Raw genomic sequence first — 20,800 nt, forward strand, 5'->3', positions numbered from 1 at the left:
GTCACCAACCTACCGGGTCGGCGCCGCGGTTCCGGCGAAGGCCCGGCCCATGCGGCGGAACGACGCCAGCCTCTCGGGCGCGAGCTTCCCCTCGGCGACGGCGTCGTCCAGCGCGCATTCGATGACGCCGGTGTCGTGCCGGCAACCGCGCGGACACCCTTCCGCCAGCTCCAGCAGGTCCGGGAACGCCCCCAGGATGGAGGTGGTCTGCACGTGGCTGATCCCGAAGGAGCGCACGCCCGGAGTGTCGACGATCCAGCCGCCGCCCGGCAGTTCCATCGCGATCGCCGAGGTGGAGGTGTGCCGACCCTTGCCGGTGAGCTCGCTCACCTCCGCGACGGCGCGGCCAGCGCCCGGGATGAGCCGGTTGACCAGCGTGGACTTGCCCACGCCCGAGTGACCGACGAACACCGTCACCCTGTCCTTCAGCGCCTCCCGGATGTGGGTGAGGTCCGCCTCCGGGTCCGTGACCAGGATGGGCACACCGAGCGGCTCGTAGGCGATGCGGAGCTCCTCCGGGCTGGCCAGATCAGCCTTGGTGAGGCACAGCACCGGGTCGATCCGCGCGTCGAACGCCGCCACCAGGATGCGGTCGATCATTCCCACCCTGGGGGGCGGGTCGGCCAGGGCCGTGACGATGAAGAGCTGGTTCGCGTTGGCCACGATCGGACGCTCGAATGTGTCCGCGTCGTCGGCGGACCGGCGCAGCACCGTCGAGCGCTCCAGCACCTCGACGATGCGCGACAGCGTGCCCTCCTGGCCGGTGCTGTCGCCATCCAGGCGCACGCGATCTCCGACGAGCACCCCACCCTTGCGGTCGATCAGCCGCCCCCGCACCGCCGTCACGTCCTGGCCGTCCAGCGTGCACCGGTAGCGGCCGCGATCCACGGAGATGACGCGCGCCACAGGCAGAGCCGAGTAGTCCGGGCGCTCCTTCGTGCGGGGCCGGGTCCGACGCCGTGGGCGGTCGAATCCGCTGTGGTCATCCTCGCGCAGGGACTTCACGGGCGCCTCATGGGCCGACGAGCCCGCGCCAGTCCCGGGCGAAGTGCGGCATGGTCTTGGACACGCACTCCAGATCCGTCACCGCGATCCCGCGTACCCGCAACGCCAGCAGCGCCGCGAAATGCACCATGCGGTGATCGGCGTAGGTGTGCAGGACCGCGGGCCTGAGATCCCCGCCCCCGACGATGCGCAGCCCGTCCTCGGTCTCCTCGGCCTCGGCACCGAGGCGGCGCAGCTCGGTCACGAGCGCCGCCAGACGATCCGTCTCGTGCCCGCGGATGTGGGCCACCCCCCGGACGGTGGTCACCCCCTCGGCCAGCGCCCCCAGGGCGGCCACCACCGGCGTCAGCTCGGAGGCCGTCGTCAGGTCCACGTCGATCCCCGCCAGCGAGCCCGGGCCGGAGACCGAGACGCGGTCCGGGGAGTGCTCGACGGTGGCGCCCATGGCCTGGATCACGTCGAGGAACAGCGCCCCAGGTTGGAGGCTGCGGGCCGGCCAGCCGGGAACCGTCACCCGGCCGCCCGTGACGGCAGCCGCGGCGAGGAAGACGGCCGCGTTGGTGAGGTCCGGCTCGATGGTGTGGCTGCGGGCCGCGATGCGCCCGGGCGACACCTGCCACGTGCGGTCGTCGAGCTCCGCCACCTGGACCCCGACGTCGCGCAGCATGGCGGCGGTCATGGCGATGTGGGGACGCGAGGGGAGCCGTTGCCCGGTGTGCCGAAGGGTCAGGCCACGAGGGAGCCTGGCGCCGACGAGCAGGAGACCCGAGATGAACTGGCTGGAGCCTGACGCATCGATGTTGGCGGTGCCGTGTGCCTCACGGGGCGGGGTGACCGTGAAGGGAAGCGCCTCGCCGGAGACCTGTGCGCCGAGTTGGCGCATGCCGTCGATCAGCGGCGCCATCGGCCGCTCGCTCGCGTGGGGATCCCCCGTGAAGGACGACGGGCCGTCTGCCAGCATCGCCAGGGGAGGAACAAAGCGCATGACCGTGCCCGCCAGACCGCAGTCGATGGAGGGCGCTCCGCTGAAGCGCTCGGGCGGCGTCACCACGACGCTGTCCCCGCGCTCGACCACCTGCACCCCGAGCGCTCTCAACGCGCCGATCATCAGCGCCGAGTCGCGCGATTCCAGGGCGCCGGTGAGGGTGCTGGGAGCGTCGGCGAGCGCGGCGATGACGAGCGCCCGGTTGGTCTCCGACTTCGAGCCGGGCACGACCACCTCGCCCCTGACGGGCGCCTGTGTGAACGGGAGCGGACTCGTCATCAGCTGACGGTTGCCTCGATCTTCCTGGTGAACGCCTTGGCCGACCTGCGCGCCTTCTTCGACAGCTGCCGGGCCTGCTTCTCGGCACGGGCGGCGGCCCGGTGGGCGGACCGGCTCACGTCGTCACCGATGGCCGCGGCCTTCTTCTCCGTCACCTTGGCGGCGTGATCCGCGCGCCACGACAGGCTGGGCCGGCCCTCGGTGTCCTGGGCCGCGAGCACAGCGGCGCCCAGCAGGGCCGCATTGCGCAGCACCTCGGGGCGCGAGGCGTCCTTGGCCACGGAGGAGGCTCCCTTGTCCGGCAGGGCGATGGCGAGATTGAGTACCGAGGCCTTGGCGAGCAGCAGCGCGCCGAGGCGCCTGCCGATGCCGGTGGCGTACATGGCGCCGCCGACGATCTGCGCGACACCCGAGATGCGCACCCACGTCTCGGCGTTCTCGGGGACATACGAGGCGATATCCGCGGGGACGACGCGCTGCAGGAGCGGGGACACCGCTGAGGTGAAGCGCTCCGCGTCGGGCGCGCTCTCGGCGGGCTTGGTGACAGCCTTGACGCCCTCCGCGATGAAGTAGCTGGCGAACAGACTCCGGGCAACGAACCGCAACAGACTCATGTCGTTACACTACTAGGCTTTGTGCATGTGCGGACGATACGCAGCCACCGCGAACCCTGACGAACTGGTGGAGGAGTTCGAGATCTCCTTCGTGGCCGACGAGATGGCCGAGGTGGCGCGCCCCCGTTTCAACATCGCCCCCACGGACCTCGTTCCAGGCGTCCTCGAGCGCGCATCGGGCGACGACGGTGTCACGCGGAAGCTGGTGCCGCTGCGGTGGGGCCTGGTCCCCAGCTGGGCGAAGGTCCCCGGTTCGACCATGATCAACGCCCGCGTCGAGACCCTCACCGAGAAGCCCGCCTACCGCAAGGCCGCCGCGGCCCGCCGCTGCCTGCTGCCCGCCGTCGGCTACTACGAGTGGCGCGCCGAGACGCCGGAGGGCGCCCCCAGGCCCGTCAAGCAGCCCTACTTCCTGTACCCGCAGACGGGGCTGTTCGTGATGGCCGGACTCTACGAGTTCTGGAAGGGTCCCGAAGGCTGGCTGTCGTCCACGACCATCATCACCACGGAGGCCACCGACGAACTCGGCTGGGTGCACGACCGGATGCCGATGACCGTGCCGCGCGACGCCTGGGACGAGTGGCTGGACCCGGGCCTGACGAACGCGACGGTGGCTGTGGCGCTGCTGCGGACACCCATCTCCCTGGGGCATCGGCGGGTTTCGCGCGCCGTGAACTCGGTGCGCAACGACGGACCGCAACTGATCGAACGGGAATAGACCCCCGGGGGTGTGTGTTGTCACGGGCATGAAGCCCGCCGCGCCAGCCCGCCTCCTGCACAGCGATTCGTCCGCTGCGCTGGCCTGCGCAGAGGCGATCGTGGACCAGGCGCTATTCTCTGTCCTGATGGACAGCGAGCTTGCCGCGGCCGAGGGGGCCGCCGAGATCCTCGACGCCGATGCGGAGGCGTTCGAGGAGGAAGCGCTGAGCCATCTGGACCGTCTCTTCGCCGCCGCCCTGCGGATGACCCGCAACCCCGCCGACGCGGAGGACGTGGTGCAGGAGACCTACGCCAAGGCGTTCGCGTCGCGGCACACGTTCACCCCCGGCACCAACCTCAAGGCCTGGCTGTACCGGATTCTCACCAACACCTACATCAACGCCTACCGCAAGGCGCAGCGGTCCCCGAAGTCCAGCGGCGACGAGGAGGTCTCGGACTGGCAGCTCGCCCGGGCCGCCTCACACGACTCGGCGGGCCTGCGCAGCGCTGAGATGGAGGCACTGGACCAGACGCCGGACGGCATCGTCGCCCAGGCCGTGGCCCAGCTCCCGGAGAACTTCCGGATGGCGGTGCTCCTCAGCGACGTGGAGGGATTCTCCTACAAGGAGATCGCCGAGATCATGGGCACCCCGATCGGCACGGTGATGAGCCGGCTCAACCGCGGCCGCGCGCAGCTGCGTGATCTTCTGGCCGAGTACGCGCGGGACAACGGCATCGGACGACGGAGCGGGGGACGGTGATGGCAGATCCCGACATGTACTCCCACGAGCACGACGAGATGGACGAGTGTGTACAGGCCCTGTCCCAGGTGCACTCGTTCCTGCACAACGAACTCCTGGAGCGCGACGCCGATCTCATCCGGCTCCACCTGCACGCCTGTGAGCGATGTATGGAGAACTTCGAGATCGAATCCACCATCACGGAGATGATCCAGCGCAGCCAGCCGACGGCACCGGCGCCGTCCACCCTCACCGCGCGGATCCAGACGCTGCGCGTGATGCACCGTCTCTGAAAGCCCCCCCGCATGCAACAGCCCCCGCAGAGAACCGCGGGGGCTGATTTGGCGTGGGCCTCGGTCAGGTGTTGGGACGCTTGCCGTGGTTGGCCTTGTTCTTGCGGCGAGCGCGACGCTTGCGTCCGGTCTTGCCCATGAGGATCTCCTTGTAGTTCAGTAGCTGCAGGACACCACATTGTGCCAGATCGACCCCCGCGCATGCTAAAGCCCATCCATGGCAAGCTGGGCCCGTGATGCGAGACCTCGGAAAGCTGACCGACGACGAGTGGTTGGACGCGTTCGTCACCCAGTGGCACCTCCTGGCTGACCTCAGCTTTTCCGACCTTGTGCTGTGGAAGCCGCTCACGGAGGAGGGCGACGTGTTCGCCTGCACCGCCCAGGTGCGCCCGGTGACGGGGCCGACGGCGCTGGAGGAGGACATCGTCGGCGAGCTGATCGAGTACGAGCCGGACCATCAGGTGACGGTGGCGTTCATGACCCACGCCATCGCCGAGACCAGCGACAACGAGATCGGCGCGGGCATCCCGGTGGACGTCTGGGCCATCCCCGTCCTGCGCCACGAGCGGCCGATCGCGGTCATCGAGCGGCACACCAACCAGATGGGGATGCGCGCCACGGGCGCGCTGGAGGAGAACTTCATCGAGGCCGCCGAGATCCTCACGCAGATGCTGATGCGCGGCGAGTTCCCGCTGGTGACGCCGTCGGACAAGGCGCTCGCCCCGCGTGCCGCCGACGGGGTGCTGCGGGTGCAGCCGGACGGCGTGATCTCGTATGCCAGCCCCAACGCCATCACCGGCTTCCGGCGGCTCGGCGCCGTCGGCGACATCGAGGGAGAGCACTTCCGCGACCTCACCAGGCAGCTGCGCACCGGCGTCGAGTCCATGGGGCAGACCGTCGACGCGGACCTCAACGGCCGGCTCACCCTGGAGTTCGACGTCGAGGCCCGCAACGCGTCCATGCGGTTCGTGCTGCTACCGCTGTGGCTGGAATACTCGTCGGCCGGCATGCTCGTGCTCTGCCGCGACACCACGGACCTCCGTCGCCGCGACCGCATGCTGGTCACCAAGGACGCCACCATCAGGGAGATCCACCACCGGGTGAAGAACAACCTGCAGACGGTCGCGGCGCTGCTACGGATGCAGTCGCGGCGCTTGTCGTCACCGGAGGGCAAGGAGGCCCTTCGTGACGCCACCCGGCGCGTGTCGTCGATCGCGATGGTGCACGAGACGCTGAGCTACAGCCTCGGCGAGGCCGTGGCCTTCGACGAGGTGTGCGACAAGATCCTGGACATGGTGGGGGATCTGGCCGCGTCCCACGGCACGGTGAAGGCGCGGCGCCGCGGGACCTTCGGGGTGATCCCGGCGGACATGGCCACCTCGTTGTCGATGGTGATCACCGAGCTGTGCCAGAACGCCGTCGAGCACGGCATGGACAGTTCCTCCGGCAACGTCGAGGTGCTGCCCGAGCGCGACGGGGACCTGCTCACCATCCGCATCGTCGACGCTGGGCACGGCCTGCCGGAGGACTTCCGGTTGGGCAACCAGACCTCGCTGGGCCTGGCGATCATCTCCACGCTCATCAAGGACCTGCGCGGGACGCTGACCATCGAGAACCGGGCCGACGCCCAGGGCGCCGTCGCCACCATCGCGCTGCCCGTGCCGCCTGTGGTGATCTGACGGCCGCGGTGCGCGCCTGAGTCAACGCAGCGGCACGAAGCTGAAGCGGCCCTTCGCCTGCCTGCGGGAGAGGGCGCCGTCAGCGGCGCGGTCCACGACCACCATGACGTGATCCGCGGGGATGACCATACGCCCACCGGGGGCGAGCTGATCCTCGAGGCCACCGGGGACGGCGCCGCCGTCGGCCGACACCAGGATGCGGTCGAAGGGGGCCGCCTCCGGCCACCCGAGAACGCCGTCGGCTCCCAGCTCGATGCGTACCCACGGCCAGCGCCCCGCCAGGTTCTCCCGGCCCATCGCCACCAGGGCAGGCACGATGTCCACACCGATCACCTCACCCGCCGGCCCGACGAGTTCCCCCAGCAGCGCGGTGGTCCAGCCCGAGCCGCTGCCCACGTCCAGCACGCGGTGCCCGGGGGCGACGTCCAGCAGGTCCAGCATGTAGGCCACCGTGGAGGGCTGCGAGTTCGTGGCGCCGTGACCGATGGACAGCGGGTAGTCGCCTGCCGCGTCGTAGCGCAGATCGGGGGGGAGGAACTGGACGCGCGGGACGGCGTCGAATGCAGCCTGAACCCTGATGGTCATGGGTCCAGTGTGCCGCGCCCGCTCAGGAGTTGCGCAACCGCGAGCGTGCCGCACGGCGCTTGATGGCGCGCCGCTCGTCCTCGCTCAGGCCGCCCCACACGCCATGGTCCTGGCCCGCCTCGAGGGCCCAGGACAGACACTGCTCACGCACGACGCACCGCAGGCAGATCTTCTTCGCTTCTTCGATCTGCTGCAGAGCGGGGCCCGTGTTTCCGACTGGAAAGAACAACTCGGGATCCTCCGTGAGGCAGGCGGCCTTATGGCGCCAATCCATAGTGGGGGCTCCTTCGTGTGGGGACAGGTCGAGGCAAGAATAGCCAGCAAGCTCAAGAAGGCTACTCCCGCGCTCCACCTTAGGCAATCAGGGCGCGTGGCGCGGGATCCACGCCCAAGGTTGACCCCAACTTTGCGTGAGAACTCCGCGTGCGGCAGGCTCGGGGGGTGCAAGCCGTCCTGCGTCGTCCCCTTCTCGCCATCTGCGTGGTGCTGACCGCCCTGACAGGCCTGGCCGGCATCGGGCTCGGAGCCGCGACACTCGTGGCCAACTCGAGGCTCTTCGGCGTCGGCGTCGCGGCGGTGCTGGTCGCCTACGGGGCCGGTCTGGTGCTGATCGCCTGGCTGGTCGTCCGGCGCGTGTCCTGGGCGCTGGGGCTCGTGGTGGCGTCGTCCCTGCTGCACCTCATGGTGGTGGGCAGCTTCCTGACCACGACGGACAGGGCGCAGTTCATCGGCAGCCTGATCGTGGCGCCGTTCGTGCTCGCGACGGTGGTCACCGCCGTCCTGGCCGTGGGCCGACGCGAGCTCGAACGCCTGGGCTGAGCGAACTCAGGCCTCGATCAACCGACCCGCGCCGGGGGCTGGGGTGGCGGAGAACCATTCCGGGGCCCCGTAGCCGGCTTCGGCGAACTCCGCCGCGATGGACCGGCCGATGCCGTCCGACTCCCCGGCGCGGGTGAGCGCGATGATGCAGCCGCCGAACCCGCCACCCGTCATGCGGGCGCCCAGGGCCCCGGCGCGGCGGGCAGCCTCCACGGCGAGGTCGACGGTGGGGGCAGTGATCTCGTAGTCGTCGCGCATCGAGGTGTGGGAGGCGTCGAGCAGGGGAGCCAGACCGACGAGGTCGCCGGCCTTGGCCAGCTCGAAGGCGTGCAGCACCCGCTCGTTCTCCGTCACCACGTGACGGACGCGACGGCGCAGCGTGTCGTCGTCCAGGCGGGCCAGGGCGTCGTCGAGGTCCGTGACGTCCCGCAGGGCGGGGACGCCGAGAATGGCGCACGCCTCCTCGCAGGAGGCGCGGCGCGCTCCGTACTCGCCGTCGACGTGGCTGTGGGGGGTCTTGGTGTCCAGCACCAGGATCTCGTAGCCCTGGTCCGCCATCGGCAGCGGCACCTGCTGCGTCTCGAGGGTGCGGCAGTCCAGGAACAGGCCCGAATCCTCTTCGCACAGGGTGCTGGCGGCCTGGTCCAGCAGCCCGGTGGGGGCGCCGACGTAGCTGTTCTCGGCCACGCGGGCCAGCTTGGCCCTGTCGATCTTGGCGATCTCGAGGCCGTAGAGGTCCGCCAGCGCCGCGACGGTGGCGCATTCGATGGCTGCCGAGCTCGACAGGCCCGCGCCCAGCGGCACGTCGGAGGTCATCACGAGCGTGGCTCCGCCGACGGGGTGGCCTGCCTCGCGCAGCGCCCACGCGACGCCGGCCAGGTAGGACGCCCACCCGTCGGTGCTGGGTTTCAGGTCCGCCAGCGCGACGTCCACCTCGTCGTCGAGTTCCAACGACACCATGACGAGACGCTCGTCGTCGCGACGGCCGGCGGCGATGACGGCCTTGCGCTCCAAGGCGAACGGCAGTACGAAGCCGTCGTTGTAGTCCGTGTGCTCCCCGATGAGGTTCACCCGCCCGGGCGCGAACCACAGGCCCTCCGGCTCGGCACCGGTCAGGTGCCGGTAGCGCCCGGTGAGCGCGTCAAGATCGAGCATCAGTCGTCCTCCTCGTCGTCGAGCCTGGCCAGCCAGGAGGCGAGCCGCTCCACCGGAGTCTCGAACTCCGGGTTCAGATCCACAAATGTGCGCAGCTGTTCGGCGAGCCATTCGAAGGTGATCTCCTCGTGGCCGCGCCGGTCGACGAGCTCCTCGAGCCCACGGTCGGTGAAGTACACCGGCTCAGCCTAGCGCCGCGTCGAGGAGCGCTTCCTCCTGGGTCTTGTGGACCTTGAGCGACCCGACCGACGGCGCTGACGACCACTCCCGCGTGACCCGCGTCATGCGCAGGTCGTACTCGGGGAAGTGGCGCTTGACGTCCGCGGGCAGGTGCGCGGAGAGGAACGGCCACCCGCCCTGGTTCTCCGGCTCGTCCTGCACGAAGCGGACGTCGGTGACGTGGGCGTACCGCTTGAGCACCGCGGCCAGTTCCTCGCTGGGGAGCGGGTACAACCGCTCCAGCGAGACGATGGCAACCTTGCCCGCCAGGCCCCGCTTGTCGCGGCTGGCCACCAGGTCCCACCGCACCTTGCCGGAGCAGAGGATGAGGCGATCCACCGTGGCCGGGTCCTCGACGGTGGGGTCGTCGAGCACCGGATGCCATGCCCCGGAGGTGAAGTCCTCCGGGGTGGAGGTGGCCAGCTTGTTGCGCAGCATGGACTTCGGCGTGGCGATCACCACTGGGCGGTGGAAGTTGACATAGGCGTGCTGCCGCAGCAGGTGGAAGTAGCTGGCCGGGGTGGACGGCTGGCACACGGCCAGCGCGTTCTCGGCGCAGAGCTGCAGCCACCGCTCGAGGCGGGCCGAGCTGTGATCCGGACCCTGCCCCTCGAAGCCGTGGGGGAGGAGCAGCACCACGCCGGACTTCTGGGTCCACTTGGCGTTGCCCGAGGCCACGAACTCGTCGGAGATGATCTGGGCACCGTTGACGAAGTCACCGAACTGCGCCTCCCACATCACCAGGGCGTCCGGCCGGGCCACCGAGTAGCCGTACTCGAAGCCCAGCGCCGCGTACTCGCTGAGCAGGGAGTCGAACACGTCGAAGGTGCCCTGGTCCTCCGTGAGGTGCTTGAGCGGCACCCATGCCTCGTTGGTCACCCGGTCCACGATCGCGGCGAACCGCTGCGAGAAGGTGCCCCGCCGCGAGTCCTGGCCGGCCAGCCGCACGGGGCGACGCTCCATGAGCAGGGAGCCGATGGCGATCATCTCCGCGGTGGCCCAGTCGATGGGGCCTTCCAGGATGGCCTGGGCGCGGCGCTCCAGCTGGGGCATCACCTTGGGGTGCACCATGAACCCGTCCGGGAACTGGGTGTGCACGTCGGCGATGGTCTTCAGCATCTCCTGCGTGATCTCGGTGAGGCGCGCATCCGGCTTGGTGGGGTAGTACGGCACCTTGCGGTAGTCGTCGTCCGCCTCGGTGCTCTCGCGGACCTCGCGGAACACGTTCTCCAGCCGCGACCGGAACCGGTTCATCACGTCTTCGGCGTCCGCCATCGAGATGTCGCCACGGCCGATCAGCGATTCGGTGTACAGGCGCCTCGTCGAGCGCTTCTGCTCGATGAGGTCGTACATGTTGGGCTGGGTGAAGCTGGGGTCGTCGCCCTCGTTGTGCCCGCGCCGGCGGTAGGAGATGAGGTCGATGACGACATCCTTGTGGTACTTCTGCCGGTAGTCGAAGGCCACGCGGGCCGCCCGGATGCAGGAGTCCGGGTCGTCGCCGTTGACGTGCAGCACAGGTGCGGAGATGGACTTGGCCACGTCCGTGCAGTAGGTGGAGCTGCGTGACTCCGTGGGCGCGGTGGTGAAGCCCACCTGGTTGTTGACCACCACGTGGATGGTGCCGCCGGTCTTGTAGCCGCGCAGCTGGCTCATCTGCAGGGTCTCGAACACCACTCCCTGGCCGGAGAAGGACGCGTCGCCGTGCAGGGTGAGGGGGAGCACGGGGTAGTCGTCCGCCCCGAGGGTGTCCTGTTTGGCCCGCGCAATGCCCTGAAGCACCGGGTTGACGGCCTCCAGGTGAGAGGGATTCGCGGCCACCGACGCCTTGATGGTGGCGCCGTTGGACGCCACGAACGTGCCCTCAGCACCCAGGTGGTACTTGACGTCGCCGGTGCCGCTGCGGTCCACCTGCCCGTCGAACTCCTTGAAGATGGAGGCATACTTCTTGCCCACCACGTTGGCCAGCACGTTGAGCCGGCCGCGGTGCGGCATGCCGATGCACACCTCGTCGAGGGAGTCGTGGGCGGCGCGCTGCGCGATCTCGTCGAGCAGCACGATGAGGGACTCCCCGCCCTCCAGCGAGAAGCGCTTCTGGCCCACGAACTTCGTCTGGAGGAAGGTCTCGAAGACCTCGGCCTCGTTGAGCTTGTCCAGGGCGTGCATGTGCTCCTCGTGCGTGAGCGGCTGGTGCGGCCGCTCCATCCGCTGCTGGAACCACTCCCGCTGGCGCGGGTCCGCGATGTGCATGTACTCCACGCCGACGGTGCGCGTGTAGGAGTCCTGCAGGATGCCGACGATGTCGCGCAGGGGGAGGTACACCCGCTCCTTCCCGCCGAAGGTGCCGACGGCGAACTCGCGGTCCAGGTCCCAGATGGACAGGCCGTGTGCCTCCAGCCGCAGGTCCTCGTGCGATCGCTGGCGGTACTCCAGGGGATCGGTGTCCGCCACGAGGTGGCCGAAGGTGCGGTACGCGTTGACCAGCTCCAGCACGCGGGCCGTCTTGCTCACCTGCGAATCGCGGTGGGCCGACACATCGGGCGACCAGCGCAGCGGCTCGTAGGGGATGCGCAGCGCCTCGTAGATCTCGTCGTAGAAGCGGTCCTGCCCGAGCAGCAGCTCGTGCATCTTCTTGAGGAACTCGCCGGAGGTGGCGCCCTGGATGACCCGGTGGTCGTACGTGCTGGTCAGCGTGGTGACCTTCGACACGCCCAGATCCGTCATCCGGGAGGGGCTCATGCCCTGGAACTCAGCGGGGTAGTCGATGTTGCCGACGCCGAGGATGACGCCCTGCCCCGTCATGAGGCGGGGGACCGAGTGGTTGGTGCCGATGCCGCCGGGGTTGGTGAGCGACGCGGTGGTGCCTGCGAAGTCGCTGACCTGGAGCTCGCCGTCGCGGGTCTTCTTGACCACGGACTCATAGGCGGACCAGAACTGGAAGAAGTTGAGGTTCTCGCAACCCTTGATGTTGGGCACCAGCAGCTGGCGGGTCTCGCCCTTGCGGATGTCGATGGCGATGCCCAGGTTGATCGACGGGTTCTCGATCAGGTTGGGCTTGCCGTCGATGATGTCGTAGGCGTTGTTCATGGACGGCATGGCCGCCAGCGCCTTCACCATCGCGTAGCCGATCAGGTGCGTGAAGGAGACCTTGCCGCCCTTGGAGGTGCGCAGGAAGTTGTTGATCACCGTGCGCTGGTCGATGACCAGCTTCATCGGCACGGAGCGCACCGAGGTGGCGGTGGGGACCGTCAGCGAGGTCTCCATGTTCTTCGCCGTGCGCATCGGCGCGCCGCGCAGGACGGTGTACTTCGGTGCCACGACCGACGGGGCGGGGCGCAGAGCCGGGTTGGGGGCGTTGGCCGACAACGTGGACCCGGTGCCCGGGTTGGCCGGGGCGTCGCCGCCCTTGCGCACGCGCTCCACCTGGCTCTTGGTCGACTTCGGGGCGTCGGGCGTCGTGGTCTCCGCCCTGGCTGCGGCTGGTTTCGGTGCGGACGGCTCCGCAGCCGCCGGTCTCGCTGGTGCCGGCTTCGCCTGCGGCGGAGGGGTGGGTTCCGGCGCGCTGGCCGGCGGCGGTGCCGCCGGGGCATCGTCGGTGGCGAAGAGTTCCCGCCACTCCTCAGCGACGGACTGTGGGTCCTCCTCGTACGCCTCCCGCATCTCGTCGATGAGCCAAGAATTAGCCCCGAAGGCGTCAAGTGAGTCAGGTGCTGACATGTGTGAGTGGCGGAGGCCACGATCCCCTCTGTGAGTCCTGGTGGCCGCAGACGTCTGCGGCTGCTCTTGGTGGCAGCTTACCCACATCACCGACGAGGTGCCGCCGACAGTCCGGGGCCCCGGCTCGCCAGGACGGTCAGGCCGAACGCGTAAGCGGTCAGGGCGACAAGCGCCATGTTGCGTAGCAGCAGCACGGATGTCTCGGGCCCGGACCCCAGGGGGATGGCCATGATGCCGTAGGCGCCCCAGGGGTAGGTGAGTTGGGTGAGCAGGCCCACTGCGATGAGGGACCCGGCGAGCACGATGAGGTGGCTGCGCAGCCATGCGCTCGTCTTGGCCACGAGCAGCGCGGCCACCGGACCGCCCAGCCACAGGACGTACTGCGGGGACAGGGTCTTGTTGGCGATCACGGTGGCAAGCACGATCGTCAGGATCGCCAGGAGGATGGCTTCGTGGAGACGCTCGTCATCGTCATGCAGGCGGCGCATGAGGCGGTAGCTGAGGAAGACCGCGGCGAGCAGTGAGAGCACCGTCAGCACCGTGGACACCGTGAGCAGCCCGCCGACGTAGGGTCCCTGCAATTCCAGCGCGTTGTAGGGCGACAGGAAGATGTTCCACGACGGATTGTCCGTGAAGGTGCGCAGGAACATCAGGGGTGACGCCGGTACGGACTCGATCTGCAGCCCGCGCTGCCCCTGCCAGGTCAGGGGGGAGGCGGACCGGGTCCATCCGCTGGTGACGAGCGAGGCGACGGCCAGCCCGAACCCCACCACGGCGAAACCGATCACTCTGCCCCGGGCCCGCGTGGAGCGCCAGGGGTGCGGCGAGAGCATGGGCCCGATGAGGAGCGCCGGCCACAGCTTGATGGCCGCGCCCAGGCCCACCAGGCCGCCGGCGAGCTTCGGGAACCTGGTCACGAACAGGCACGCCCAGGCGACGAGGGCGGCGGGAATGAGATCGAAGCGGTACCAGACGATCGGCCCCTGGACGCCGGTGAACAGGATCCAGAAGAGCGCGCCGGCGGCGTTGGAGCGGCGGTACAGGGTGATCGCCACGGCGGCGTCGAGGAGCACGAAGACGGCCACGTAGACGGCGGTCCACGTCTGCCAACCGCCGCCGAGCCGGTAGATGCCCTGCAGGATCCACACGGCAGGCACCGGGTACTCGGCCATCACGCCGGGTTCCCCTTCGTCGAGGCGGAAGAGGTGGTAGCCGTAGTAGGACACGTCGTTGGCCACGAAGGCGACCTGCTCCAGGCCCAGGATGAGGAAGGACACGGATCGCGTGAGGACAAACAGCGCGATGAGGCCAACGGCAGCGGGCCAGCGCGTGGGGGTGTCGGCAGCCGCCGTGAACCTGGTGTGGGTCATCGTCGGTCTCCTGCCAGCCGGCGCGAAGCGCCCCCGCGAGGATTCGAACCTCGGCTCCCGCCTCCGGAGGGCGGTGCTCTATCCCCTGAGCTACGGGGGCTGGACCCGGAAAGGTTAGCACCTCCCCGGGGACACCGTGATCCCCCGCTACGGTGGCCTGGTGCGCACGATCCTGTCCGCCGTCCTGGCCGTTGTTCTCCTCACCGCCTGCGTGGCGCGCCCCGAGCCCGCCCCCGCGGAGATGCGGCAGAGCCCTCCGCCGTGGGACGCGCCGCGCGACGCCGTGTCCTACATTCGCGCGGCAGGTCTGCCCGAGCAGCCGCTGGGCACCGACACCGACCCGTGGGTGCTCACGCTCGTCGTCACCGTCGAGGGTGAGCGGGTGGACATCCCCGCCTTCATCGGGGCGGACCGGCTGCGGGCCGTCCAGGCCCCGGTGCACACCCACGACCCGGGCGGCGAGGTGTGGCTGGAGGGCGACGGCAACCCTGAGATCACCCTGGGGGAATTCTTCACGCTCTGGGGCGTCCGGTTCGATGACGAGTGCCTCGGAGCAGTCTGCGGCGGGGTGAGGGTGACCGCCGACGGGGTCGAGGTGCCGGACCCGACCTCGCTCGTGCTGCGGGGCCTGGAGAGCGTCAGCGTCTCGGCCTGACGGCGCCGATGGCGCCGGGGCGCGGCGCTCTGGCAGGCTTGCGGCATGACGCACATGCACATCGCCGGGTCGATCCACGCGGACGCGGCGCACGGCGGGCCCCAGTGGCTCGACGTGCCCGCGGATCTCAACGCGCTCGACCTCAAGCTCTGGCCGCGCGGCACCTACCGCGACGACCAGGGCCGCATCGTCGTCGCCGGGCTCCCGCTCACCGAGATCGCCCACGAGCACGGCACCCCCGCCTACGTCATCGACGAGACGGACTTCCGGTCCCGCGCCGCGGACTTCCGCACCGCGTTCCCCGGCTGGGACGTCTACTACGCGGGCAAGGCGCTGCTGACCCGCACCGTCGCGCGGTGGGCCGCGGAGGAGGGCCTCAACCTCGACGTCACCACCATGGGCGAGATGCGCATCGCGTTGGCCGGAGGCATGCCCGCGGCCCGGCTCGGGCTGCACGGAAACAACAAGTCCGACGAGGAGATCGTGTTCGCGCTCGAGCAGGGCGTGGGCCGGATCATCGTGGACTCCTTCGACGAGATCGCCCGGCTCGAGCGCGCGTGCGCCGACGGCGGCCACCGCGCCCGCGTCATGGTGCGCGTCACCACCGGCGTCGAGGCCCACACGCACGAATACATCGCCACCGCCCACGAGGACCAGAAGTTCGGCCTGTCCATCACCGGCGGGCAGGCCCTCACCGCGCTGGTGCGCTGCCACAGCTCGCAGTACCTGGACCTGGCCGGCATCCACAGCCACATAGGCTCGCAGATCTTCGACACCCACGGCTTCGAGGTGGCGATCCGGCGCACCATGCGGCTGGCGTCGCAGTTCCGCACGGCCACCGGCGTCGAACTCGCGGAGCTGGACCTCGGCGGCGGCTTCGGCATCGCCTACACCTCCGCGGACACCCCGACGGCCACCTCGGACATCGCCGCGGCGTTCGAGGAGATGATCGAGCACGAGTGTCGCGGCTTCGGCCTCAAGCGTCCGCACCTGTCCATCGAGCCCGGCCGCGCCATCTGCGGTCCGGCCGGCGTGGCCATCTACCGCGTGGGCACCGTCAAGATCGTGGACCTGGAGGCCAACAGATCCCGCGTCTACGTCAGCGTCGACGGCGGGATGAGCGACAACATCCGCCCCGCCCTCTACGCCGCCGAGTACTCCGCCGCGATCGCCAACCGCAACTCGACGGCGGAGCCGGTCCTGAGCCGGGTGGTCGGGAAGCACTGCGAGGGCGGCGACATCCTGATCCGCGACGTATTCCTCCCGGCCGACGTGGCCATCGGCGATCTGATCGCCGTGCCCGGCTCGGGCGCCTACGCGCGCAGTATGGCCAGTAACTACAATCAGATCCCGAAGCCGCCCGTGCTCTCCGCCAAGGACGGCGTCACCCGTGTGATGCTGCGCCGCGAGACTCTGGAGGACCTGATGAGATTGGACGTGGGAGAGTGAGCAAGCCGCTCAAGGTGGCGCTGCTGGGCGCCGGTGTGGTGGGGTCGCAGGTGGCCCGCATCATCCTCAACGAGGGCGCCACGCTGGAGTCACGCATCGGGCGCCGGCTGGAACTGGTCGGCGTCGGCGTACGGCGCGCGGACACGCCGCGCCCGGGCATCGACCCCGCGCTGCTCACCACGGACCTGGAGGCGCTGGTGGCGCGCACGGACCTGGACATCGTCATCGAACTGATCGGCGGCATCGAACCCGCGCGGAGCCTCCTGCTCACGGCCATCGCCAACGGCGCCTCCGTCGTGTCGGCGAACAAAGCGCTCCTCGCGGACGACCTCGGTGAGCTGTCGCGGGCCGCGGACGCCAAGGGCGTGGACCTGTACTACGAGGCTGCCGTGGCTGGCGCCATTCCCATCGTCCGACCGCTCCGCGAGTCCCTCGTGGGCGACGACATCACGGCCGTGATGGGCATCGTCAACGGCACCACCAACTACATCCTGGACAAGATGGTCACCGACGGGAGCACCTTCGACGAGGCGCTCGCCGAGGCCCAGCAGCTGGGCTACGCGGAGGCGGATCCCACCGCGGACGTCGAGGGTCACGACGCGGCCGCCAAGGCAGCCATCCTCGCCGGGCTCGCCTTCCACACGGAGGTCAAGCGCGACGAGGTGTTCTGCGAGGGCATCACGGGGGTCACCGCCGGAGACATCGCCGCGGCCGAGCAGATGGGCTGCACCATCAAGCTGCTCGCCATCGCCAAGCTCACCGACGACGGCAGGGTGATCGTCAAGGTCCACCCCGCCATGGTGGCCAACAAGCACCCGCTGGCGTCGGTCTCCGGCGCCTACAACGCCATCTTCGTCAACTCCCGTGACGCCGGTGAGCTGATGTTCCTCGGCCAGGGGGCCGGCGGGTCGCCCACCGCGAGCGCCGTCATGGGCGACGTGGTGACCGTGGCGCGCAACCGGCACCGCGGCACCGCGAGCCATCAGGGATCCAGCGCGCTCAACCGCGTGGTGGCCCCCATCGGCGAGTCGCAGGCGCAGTTCTACGTCAGCTTCGACGTGGTGGACCGCCCGGGTGTCCTGGCCAAGTGCGCGGCCATCTTCGGCGAGCACGGCGTGTCCCTGCGGGTCGTGCAGCAGAGCTATCGCGAGGGCGGAGCGGCGGAGGCGGACTTCGCGGCCAGGCTGGGCGTGATGACCCACCTCACCAGGGAGAGCGACCTCGCGCTGGTCACCGAGGAGCTGCGACGGGCGGAGTTCGTGGGCTCCGAGGTTCGCGTCATGCGCGTCGAGGGCTTCTGACCCATGCGCCAGCTCACGGTCCGGGTCCCGGCCACCACCGCAAACCTGGGCTCGGGGTTCGACTGCGTCGGCATGGCGTTCGACTGGTACGACGAGCTCACCCTCGACCTGCTCGACGAACCGGGCCTCGACGTGGTGGTGACGGGTGAGGGCGCCGGCGACGTCGCGCTGGACGAGCGGCACCTCGTCGTCTCCTCGCTCCTCGACGGCCTGGCCGCCTTCGGCGCGAGCCGTCCCCCCGGCATGCGGCTGACCTGCCGCAACACTATTCCGCATTCCCGCGGGCTCGGCTCGTCCGCGGCGGCCATCGTCGCCGGCCTGACGCTGGCGTGGGGTGTCGCGCGGCCGGGGGAGCCCGTGGACCGAGCGTCAGTGACCAGGATGGCCACGCAGGCCGAGGGGCACCCGGACAACGCCGGCGCGGCCGTGTGGGGCGGCGCCATTCTCGCGTGGGCGCGCGAGGGCAAGGTGTCGTTGGTCCAGCTGCCGCTGCCGGTCGGGTTCCAGGCGGTGGCGTTCGTGCCGGATTTCGAGTGCCGCACCGACGAGGCCCGCAGGGTGCTCCCCGCGACGGTGGCCCGCACGGACGCCGTCGCGCAGGCGATCGCCGCGGCCGCGTTGCCGCTCGCGCTGACGCTGCGCCCGGACCTGCTGCTCGACGCGACCGCGGACCGGTTGCACCAGCGCTACCGCGCGGACCTGATGCGCCCGGCCTACGATCTGATGTCCCGCCTCCGCGACGCGGGCGTGCCGGCGGCCATCTCGGGGGCCGGGCCCACGGTGATCGCCGTCGGCCTCCCGGAGCAGCTGGCCGGGGTGGGTGCGGTGACCACCGACGGGTTCGCGATCCACGCGCTGCGCCCCGCCGGCGGTGTGGAACTCCTGGCCCGATGATGGCCATTCTTTGGCCGTGACCCGAACAGTTGCTAATGTGGTGACTGGTTTACCCCGAGGCGCCGCCGTGGCGATCCATTACACACCGGCTTTCTGGCGCTCAGTACTCCATCACTTATGACGCCGTCGGGCGCGCTACGTCAGCTGCCCCCACGGCTCCATGGAAGGAACTTTTCGTTGAGCCAATCCACTGACCTCTCCACCATGAAGCTGGTCGAGCTCAAATCCGTCGCCAGCAGCATGGGCATCAAGGGGGTCTCCGCGATGCGCAAGGGAGACCTGGTCAACGCCATCCAGGGCGGCAGCGCGCCGCAGGCTCAGACCCAGGCCCCGCCGTCGGCCTCCGGCGGCGAGCAGCCCGCCCGGCGCCAGCGCCGTCCCCGGCAGGAGGCGGCCGATCAGGCCCAGTCCGCGCCGCAGGCCCAGCCCCAGCCAGAGCCCCAGGCGCAGTCCGGGCAGCAGGTCCAGTCGGAGCAGCAGCCGCAGCGCGACGACGCAACCCGCGATCAGCAGGAGGGCGGCCGCAACAACCGTCGCCGCCGCAATCGCGAGCGTGGCCCGCTCCCGGAGACCATCAACGAGGTGGGCGAACTGCTGGAGGCCGCGATGGGCGGTGGCTCCAGGCCCGCAGCCACCACGACGGCCGCCCCGGCCGCCGCGGCCCCCTCGACCTCGGTGAGCATCGACCCCGGCACCTACGACGACGACCAGGGCAGCGGACGGCGCAGCCGCCGTCGGCGTAACAACCGCGACCGCCCGGAGCGTCAGGACCGCCAGAACCGCCGCCCCGTCCGCGGCGGCCAGGGCATGGAGCGCATGGAGGCCGAGCCGGTGGTCGGCGAGGGCGACGTGCTCGCCAACATCTCCGGCATCGTCGACATTCAGGACAACTACGCCTTCGTGCGCACCACGGGCTACCTGCCAGGGTCCACGGACGCCTACCTGTCCATGTCCACCGTCCGCCGCTACGGCGTGCGCCGCGGCGACGTCATCACGGGCGCCATCCGCACCCAGCGGGAGGGGGAGCGCAAGGAGAAGTACAGCCCGCTCGTCCGGCTGGACACGGTCAACGGCGAGGATCCCGAGAAGGCCAAGGGGCGCCCCGAGTTCGCCAAGCTCACCCCCCTGTACCCGCAGGAGCGCCTCCGCCTCGAGACGGTCCAGACCAACATCACGGGACGGATCATCGATCTGGTCTCGCCCATCGGCAAGGGCCAGCGCGGGCTGATCGTGTCGCCTCCGAAGGCCGGCAAGACGATGATCATGCAGACCATCGCCAACGCCATCGCGGCCAACAACCCCGAGGTGCACCTCATGGTGGTCCTCGTGGACGAGCGCCCCGAGGAGGTCACGGACTTCCAGCGCACCGTCTCCGGTGAGGTGATCGCCTCGACGTTCGACCGCCCCGCCGAGGACCACACCATGATCTCGGAGCTGGCCATCGAGCGGGCCAAGCGGCTGGTCGAGCTCGGCCACGACGTCGTCGTGCTCCTCGACGGGATCACCCGCCTGGGTCGTGCCTACAACCTGGCTGCACCCGCGTCGGGACGCATCCTGTCCGGTGGCGTGGACTCCGCGGCGCTGTACCCCCCGAAGAAGTTCTTCGGCGCCGCCCGCAACATCGAGAACGGCGGTTCGCTGACCATCCTCGCCACGGCGCTCATCGAGACCGGCTCCAAGATGGACGAGGTGATCTTCGAGGAGTTCAAGGGCACCGGCAACATGGAGCTGCGCCTGCGCCGCGAACTCGCGGACAAGCGGATCTTCCCGGCCATCGACGTGGACGCCTCCGGCACCCGCCGCGAGGACCTGCTGCTGGGCCGCGACGAGCTCAACATCATCTGGAAGCTGCGCCGCGCGTTGTCCGGCCTGGACGACCAGCAGGCACTGGAGACGCTCAAGTCCCGGATGACCAAGACGGGCAGCAACCACGAGTTCCTGCTCAGCGTCATGAAGACCACGCCCGCGTCGGACGGCTGACCCGCGGACTTGGAATTGGTGGGCCGGCGAGGCACAATTGGGGGTCGCGCCGGTTCACGCACTCTCCAGGTCCATCCGGACCAGCGACCCGGCCACTGAAACGAGGAGTTCCACCATGAAGCAGGGCATCCACCCTGAATACGTTGACACCCAGGTGCACTGCACCTGCGGCAACGCTTTCACCACCCGCAGCACCAGCAAGAAGCCGATGAGCGCGGACGTGTGCGCCGAGTGCCACCCGTTCTACACCGGCAAGCAGAAGATCCTCGACACCGGTGGCCGCGTGGCCCGCTTCGAGAAGCGCTACGCCAAGAAGCCCTAGCTTCGCACTCGGGCGTCGGGACGGGTATCCACCCGCCCGGCGC

21 protein-coding genes and 1 tRNA gene are annotated in these 20,800 nt (G+C 69.9%); 11 read left to right on the forward strand and 11 right to left on the reverse strand.

Annotation, left to right across the window (positions count from 1 at the left end; genetic code table 11):
• Nucleotides 1-9: 9 nt before the first annotated feature.
• Genes rsgA through ACX1D0_RS03900 form a run of 3 tightly spaced genes read right to left on the reverse strand, consistent with a single transcriptional unit; the run spans nucleotide 10 to nucleotide 2,883 of the window.
• On the reverse strand, nucleotides 10-1,005 hold the full coding sequence (rsgA, locus tag ACX1D0_RS03890; protein ID WP_459019587.1) for a ribosome small subunit-dependent GTPase A: 996 nt from the start codon (nucleotides 1,003-1,005) through the stop codon (nucleotides 10-12).
• 7 nt (nucleotides 1,006-1,012) lie between these two features.
• On the reverse strand, nucleotides 1,013-2,269 hold the full coding sequence (gene aroA / locus ACX1D0_RS03895) for a 3-phosphoshikimate 1-carboxyvinyltransferase (protein ID WP_459019588.1): 1,257 nt from the start codon (nucleotides 2,267-2,269) through the stop codon (nucleotides 1,013-1,015).
• Complete coding sequence (locus tag ACX1D0_RS03900) at nucleotides 2,269-2,883, reverse strand: DoxX family membrane protein (RefSeq protein WP_459019589.1); 615 nt, start codon at nucleotides 2,881-2,883, stop codon at nucleotides 2,269-2,271. The genes aroA and ACX1D0_RS03900 overlap by 1 nt, the downstream gene beginning before the upstream one ends.
• Before the next feature lie 25 nt (nucleotides 2,884-2,908).
• Here ACX1D0_RS03900 and ACX1D0_RS03905 point away from each other — a divergent pair, with 25 nt between their 5' ends.
• The 3 genes from ACX1D0_RS03905 (at nucleotide 2,909) to ACX1D0_RS03915 (ending at nucleotide 4,615) form a co-directional block, all read left to right on the forward strand.
• Nucleotides 2,909-3,601, forward strand: a complete 693-nt coding sequence (locus ACX1D0_RS03905) for an SOS response-associated peptidase (protein ID WP_459019590.1) — start codon at nucleotides 2,909-2,911, stop codon at nucleotides 3,599-3,601.
• 127 nt (nucleotides 3,602-3,728) lie between these two features.
• Nucleotides 3,729-4,343: a sigma-70 family RNA polymerase sigma factor gene (locus ACX1D0_RS03910; RefSeq protein ID WP_459020378.1), complete on the forward strand. Its 615-nt coding sequence runs from the start codon at nucleotides 3,729-3,731 to the stop codon at nucleotides 4,341-4,343.
• The gene (locus ACX1D0_RS03915) at nucleotides 4,343-4,615 is read left to right on the forward strand and encodes an anti-sigma factor (RefSeq protein ID WP_459019591.1); all 273 of its coding nucleotides are present in this window, start codon (nucleotides 4,343-4,345) and stop codon (nucleotides 4,613-4,615) included. Before ACX1D0_RS03910 ends, ACX1D0_RS03915 begins: the two co-directional genes overlap by 1 nt.
• 64 nt (nucleotides 4,616-4,679) lie before the next feature.
• Here ACX1D0_RS03915 and ACX1D0_RS03920 read toward each other — a convergent pair whose 3' ends face one another.
• Nucleotides 4,680-4,754: a 50S ribosomal protein bL37 gene (locus ACX1D0_RS03920; protein ID WP_370585812.1), complete on the reverse strand. Its 75-nt coding sequence runs from the start codon at nucleotides 4,752-4,754 to the stop codon at nucleotides 4,680-4,682.
• A 97-nt stretch (nucleotides 4,755-4,851) separates the two neighbouring features.
• Here ACX1D0_RS03920 and ACX1D0_RS03925 point away from each other — a divergent pair, with 97 nt between their 5' ends.
• Complete coding sequence (locus ACX1D0_RS03925) at nucleotides 4,852-6,294, forward strand: sensor histidine kinase (protein ID WP_459020379.1); 1,443 nt, start codon at nucleotides 4,852-4,854, stop codon at nucleotides 6,292-6,294.
• A gap of 21 nt (nucleotides 6,295-6,315) precedes the next feature.
• Here ACX1D0_RS03925 and ACX1D0_RS03930 read toward each other — a convergent pair whose 3' ends face one another.
• Both ACX1D0_RS03930 and ACX1D0_RS03935 read right to left on the reverse strand, forming a co-directional pair.
• Nucleotides 6,316-6,879 carry a protein-L-isoaspartate O-methyltransferase family protein gene (locus tag ACX1D0_RS03930; RefSeq protein ID WP_459019592.1) on the reverse strand — a complete coding sequence of 188 codons (564 nt, stop codon included), beginning with the start codon at nucleotides 6,877-6,879 and terminating at the stop codon, nucleotides 6,316-6,318.
• A gap of 22 nt (nucleotides 6,880-6,901) precedes the next feature.
• The gene (locus tag ACX1D0_RS03935) at nucleotides 6,902-7,153 is read right to left on the reverse strand and encodes a WhiB family transcriptional regulator (RefSeq protein ID WP_459019593.1); all 252 of its coding nucleotides are present in this window, start codon (nucleotides 7,151-7,153) and stop codon (nucleotides 6,902-6,904) included.
• A 167-nt stretch (nucleotides 7,154-7,320) separates the two neighbouring features.
• On the opposite strand from ACX1D0_RS03935, the gene ACX1D0_RS03940 reads away from it, so the two are divergent.
• On the forward strand, nucleotides 7,321-7,698 hold the full coding sequence (locus ACX1D0_RS03940; RefSeq protein WP_459019594.1) for a hypothetical protein: 378 nt from the start codon (nucleotides 7,321-7,323) through the stop codon (nucleotides 7,696-7,698).
• A 6-nt stretch (nucleotides 7,699-7,704) separates the two neighbouring features.
• On the opposite strand, the gene galK is transcribed toward ACX1D0_RS03940, so the two are convergent.
• From galK to ACX1D0_RS03965, 5 genes are all read right to left on the reverse strand, one after another.
• Nucleotides 7,705-8,853: a galactokinase gene (galK, locus tag ACX1D0_RS03945; protein ID WP_459019595.1), complete on the reverse strand. Its 1,149-nt coding sequence runs from the start codon at nucleotides 8,851-8,853 to the stop codon at nucleotides 7,705-7,707.
• Entirely contained in the window at nucleotides 8,853-9,032 is a 180-nt protein-coding gene (locus tag ACX1D0_RS03950; protein WP_459019596.1) for a DUF6104 family protein, read from the reverse strand. Before ACX1D0_RS03950 ends, galK begins: the two co-directional genes overlap by 1 nt.
• Nucleotides 9,033-9,036: 4 nt before the next feature.
• Complete coding sequence (locus ACX1D0_RS03955; protein WP_459019597.1) at nucleotides 9,037-12,786, reverse strand: multifunctional oxoglutarate decarboxylase/oxoglutarate dehydrogenase thiamine pyrophosphate-binding subunit/dihydrolipoyllysine-residue succinyltransferase subunit; 3,750 nt, start codon at nucleotides 12,784-12,786, stop codon at nucleotides 9,037-9,039.
• Nucleotides 12,787-12,872: 86 nt separating this feature from the next.
• Nucleotides 12,873-14,156, reverse strand: a complete 1,284-nt coding sequence (locus tag ACX1D0_RS03960; protein ID WP_459019598.1) for a glycosyltransferase 87 family protein — start codon at nucleotides 14,154-14,156, stop codon at nucleotides 12,873-12,875.
• Nucleotides 14,157-14,184: 28 nt separating this feature from the next.
• Nucleotides 14,185-14,256: transfer RNA gene (locus ACX1D0_RS03965), tRNA-Arg, on the reverse strand.
• A gap of 60 nt (nucleotides 14,257-14,316) precedes the next feature.
• Between ACX1D0_RS03965 and ACX1D0_RS03970 the strand changes: the two genes are divergently transcribed.
• From ACX1D0_RS03970 to rpmE, 6 genes are all read left to right on the forward strand, one after another.
• Nucleotides 14,317-14,811, forward strand: a complete 495-nt coding sequence (locus ACX1D0_RS03970) for a hypothetical protein (RefSeq protein ID WP_459019599.1) — start codon at nucleotides 14,317-14,319, stop codon at nucleotides 14,809-14,811.
• Nucleotides 14,812-14,856: 45 nt separating this feature from the next.
• Nucleotides 14,857-16,260, forward strand: a complete 1,404-nt coding sequence (lysA, locus tag ACX1D0_RS03975) for a diaminopimelate decarboxylase (RefSeq protein WP_459019600.1) — start codon at nucleotides 14,857-14,859, stop codon at nucleotides 16,258-16,260.
• Nucleotides 16,257-17,561, forward strand: a complete 1,305-nt coding sequence (locus ACX1D0_RS03980; RefSeq protein ID WP_459019601.1) for a homoserine dehydrogenase — start codon at nucleotides 16,257-16,259, stop codon at nucleotides 17,559-17,561. The genes lysA and ACX1D0_RS03980 overlap by 4 nt, the downstream gene beginning before the upstream one ends.
• Nucleotides 17,562-17,564: 3 nt before the next feature.
• On the forward strand, nucleotides 17,565-18,455 hold the full coding sequence (gene thrB / locus ACX1D0_RS03985; RefSeq protein WP_459019602.1) for a homoserine kinase: 891 nt from the start codon (nucleotides 17,565-17,567) through the stop codon (nucleotides 18,453-18,455).
• Between the two features lie 240 nt (nucleotides 18,456-18,695).
• Nucleotides 18,696-20,435 (forward strand): transcription termination factor Rho, encoded by a 1,740-nt coding sequence (gene rho, locus ACX1D0_RS03990; RefSeq protein ID WP_459020380.1) that lies wholly within the window; start codon nucleotides 18,696-18,698, stop codon nucleotides 20,433-20,435.
• A 115-nt stretch (nucleotides 20,436-20,550) separates the two neighbouring features.
• A complete protein-coding gene (rpmE, locus tag ACX1D0_RS03995; RefSeq protein WP_459019603.1) occupies nucleotides 20,551-20,757 on the forward strand; it encodes a 50S ribosomal protein L31 in 207 nt (68 codons plus the stop codon).
• Nucleotides 20,758-20,800 lie beyond the last annotated feature (43 nt).

This window comes from Tessaracoccus pujii, from assembly GCF_054483895.1.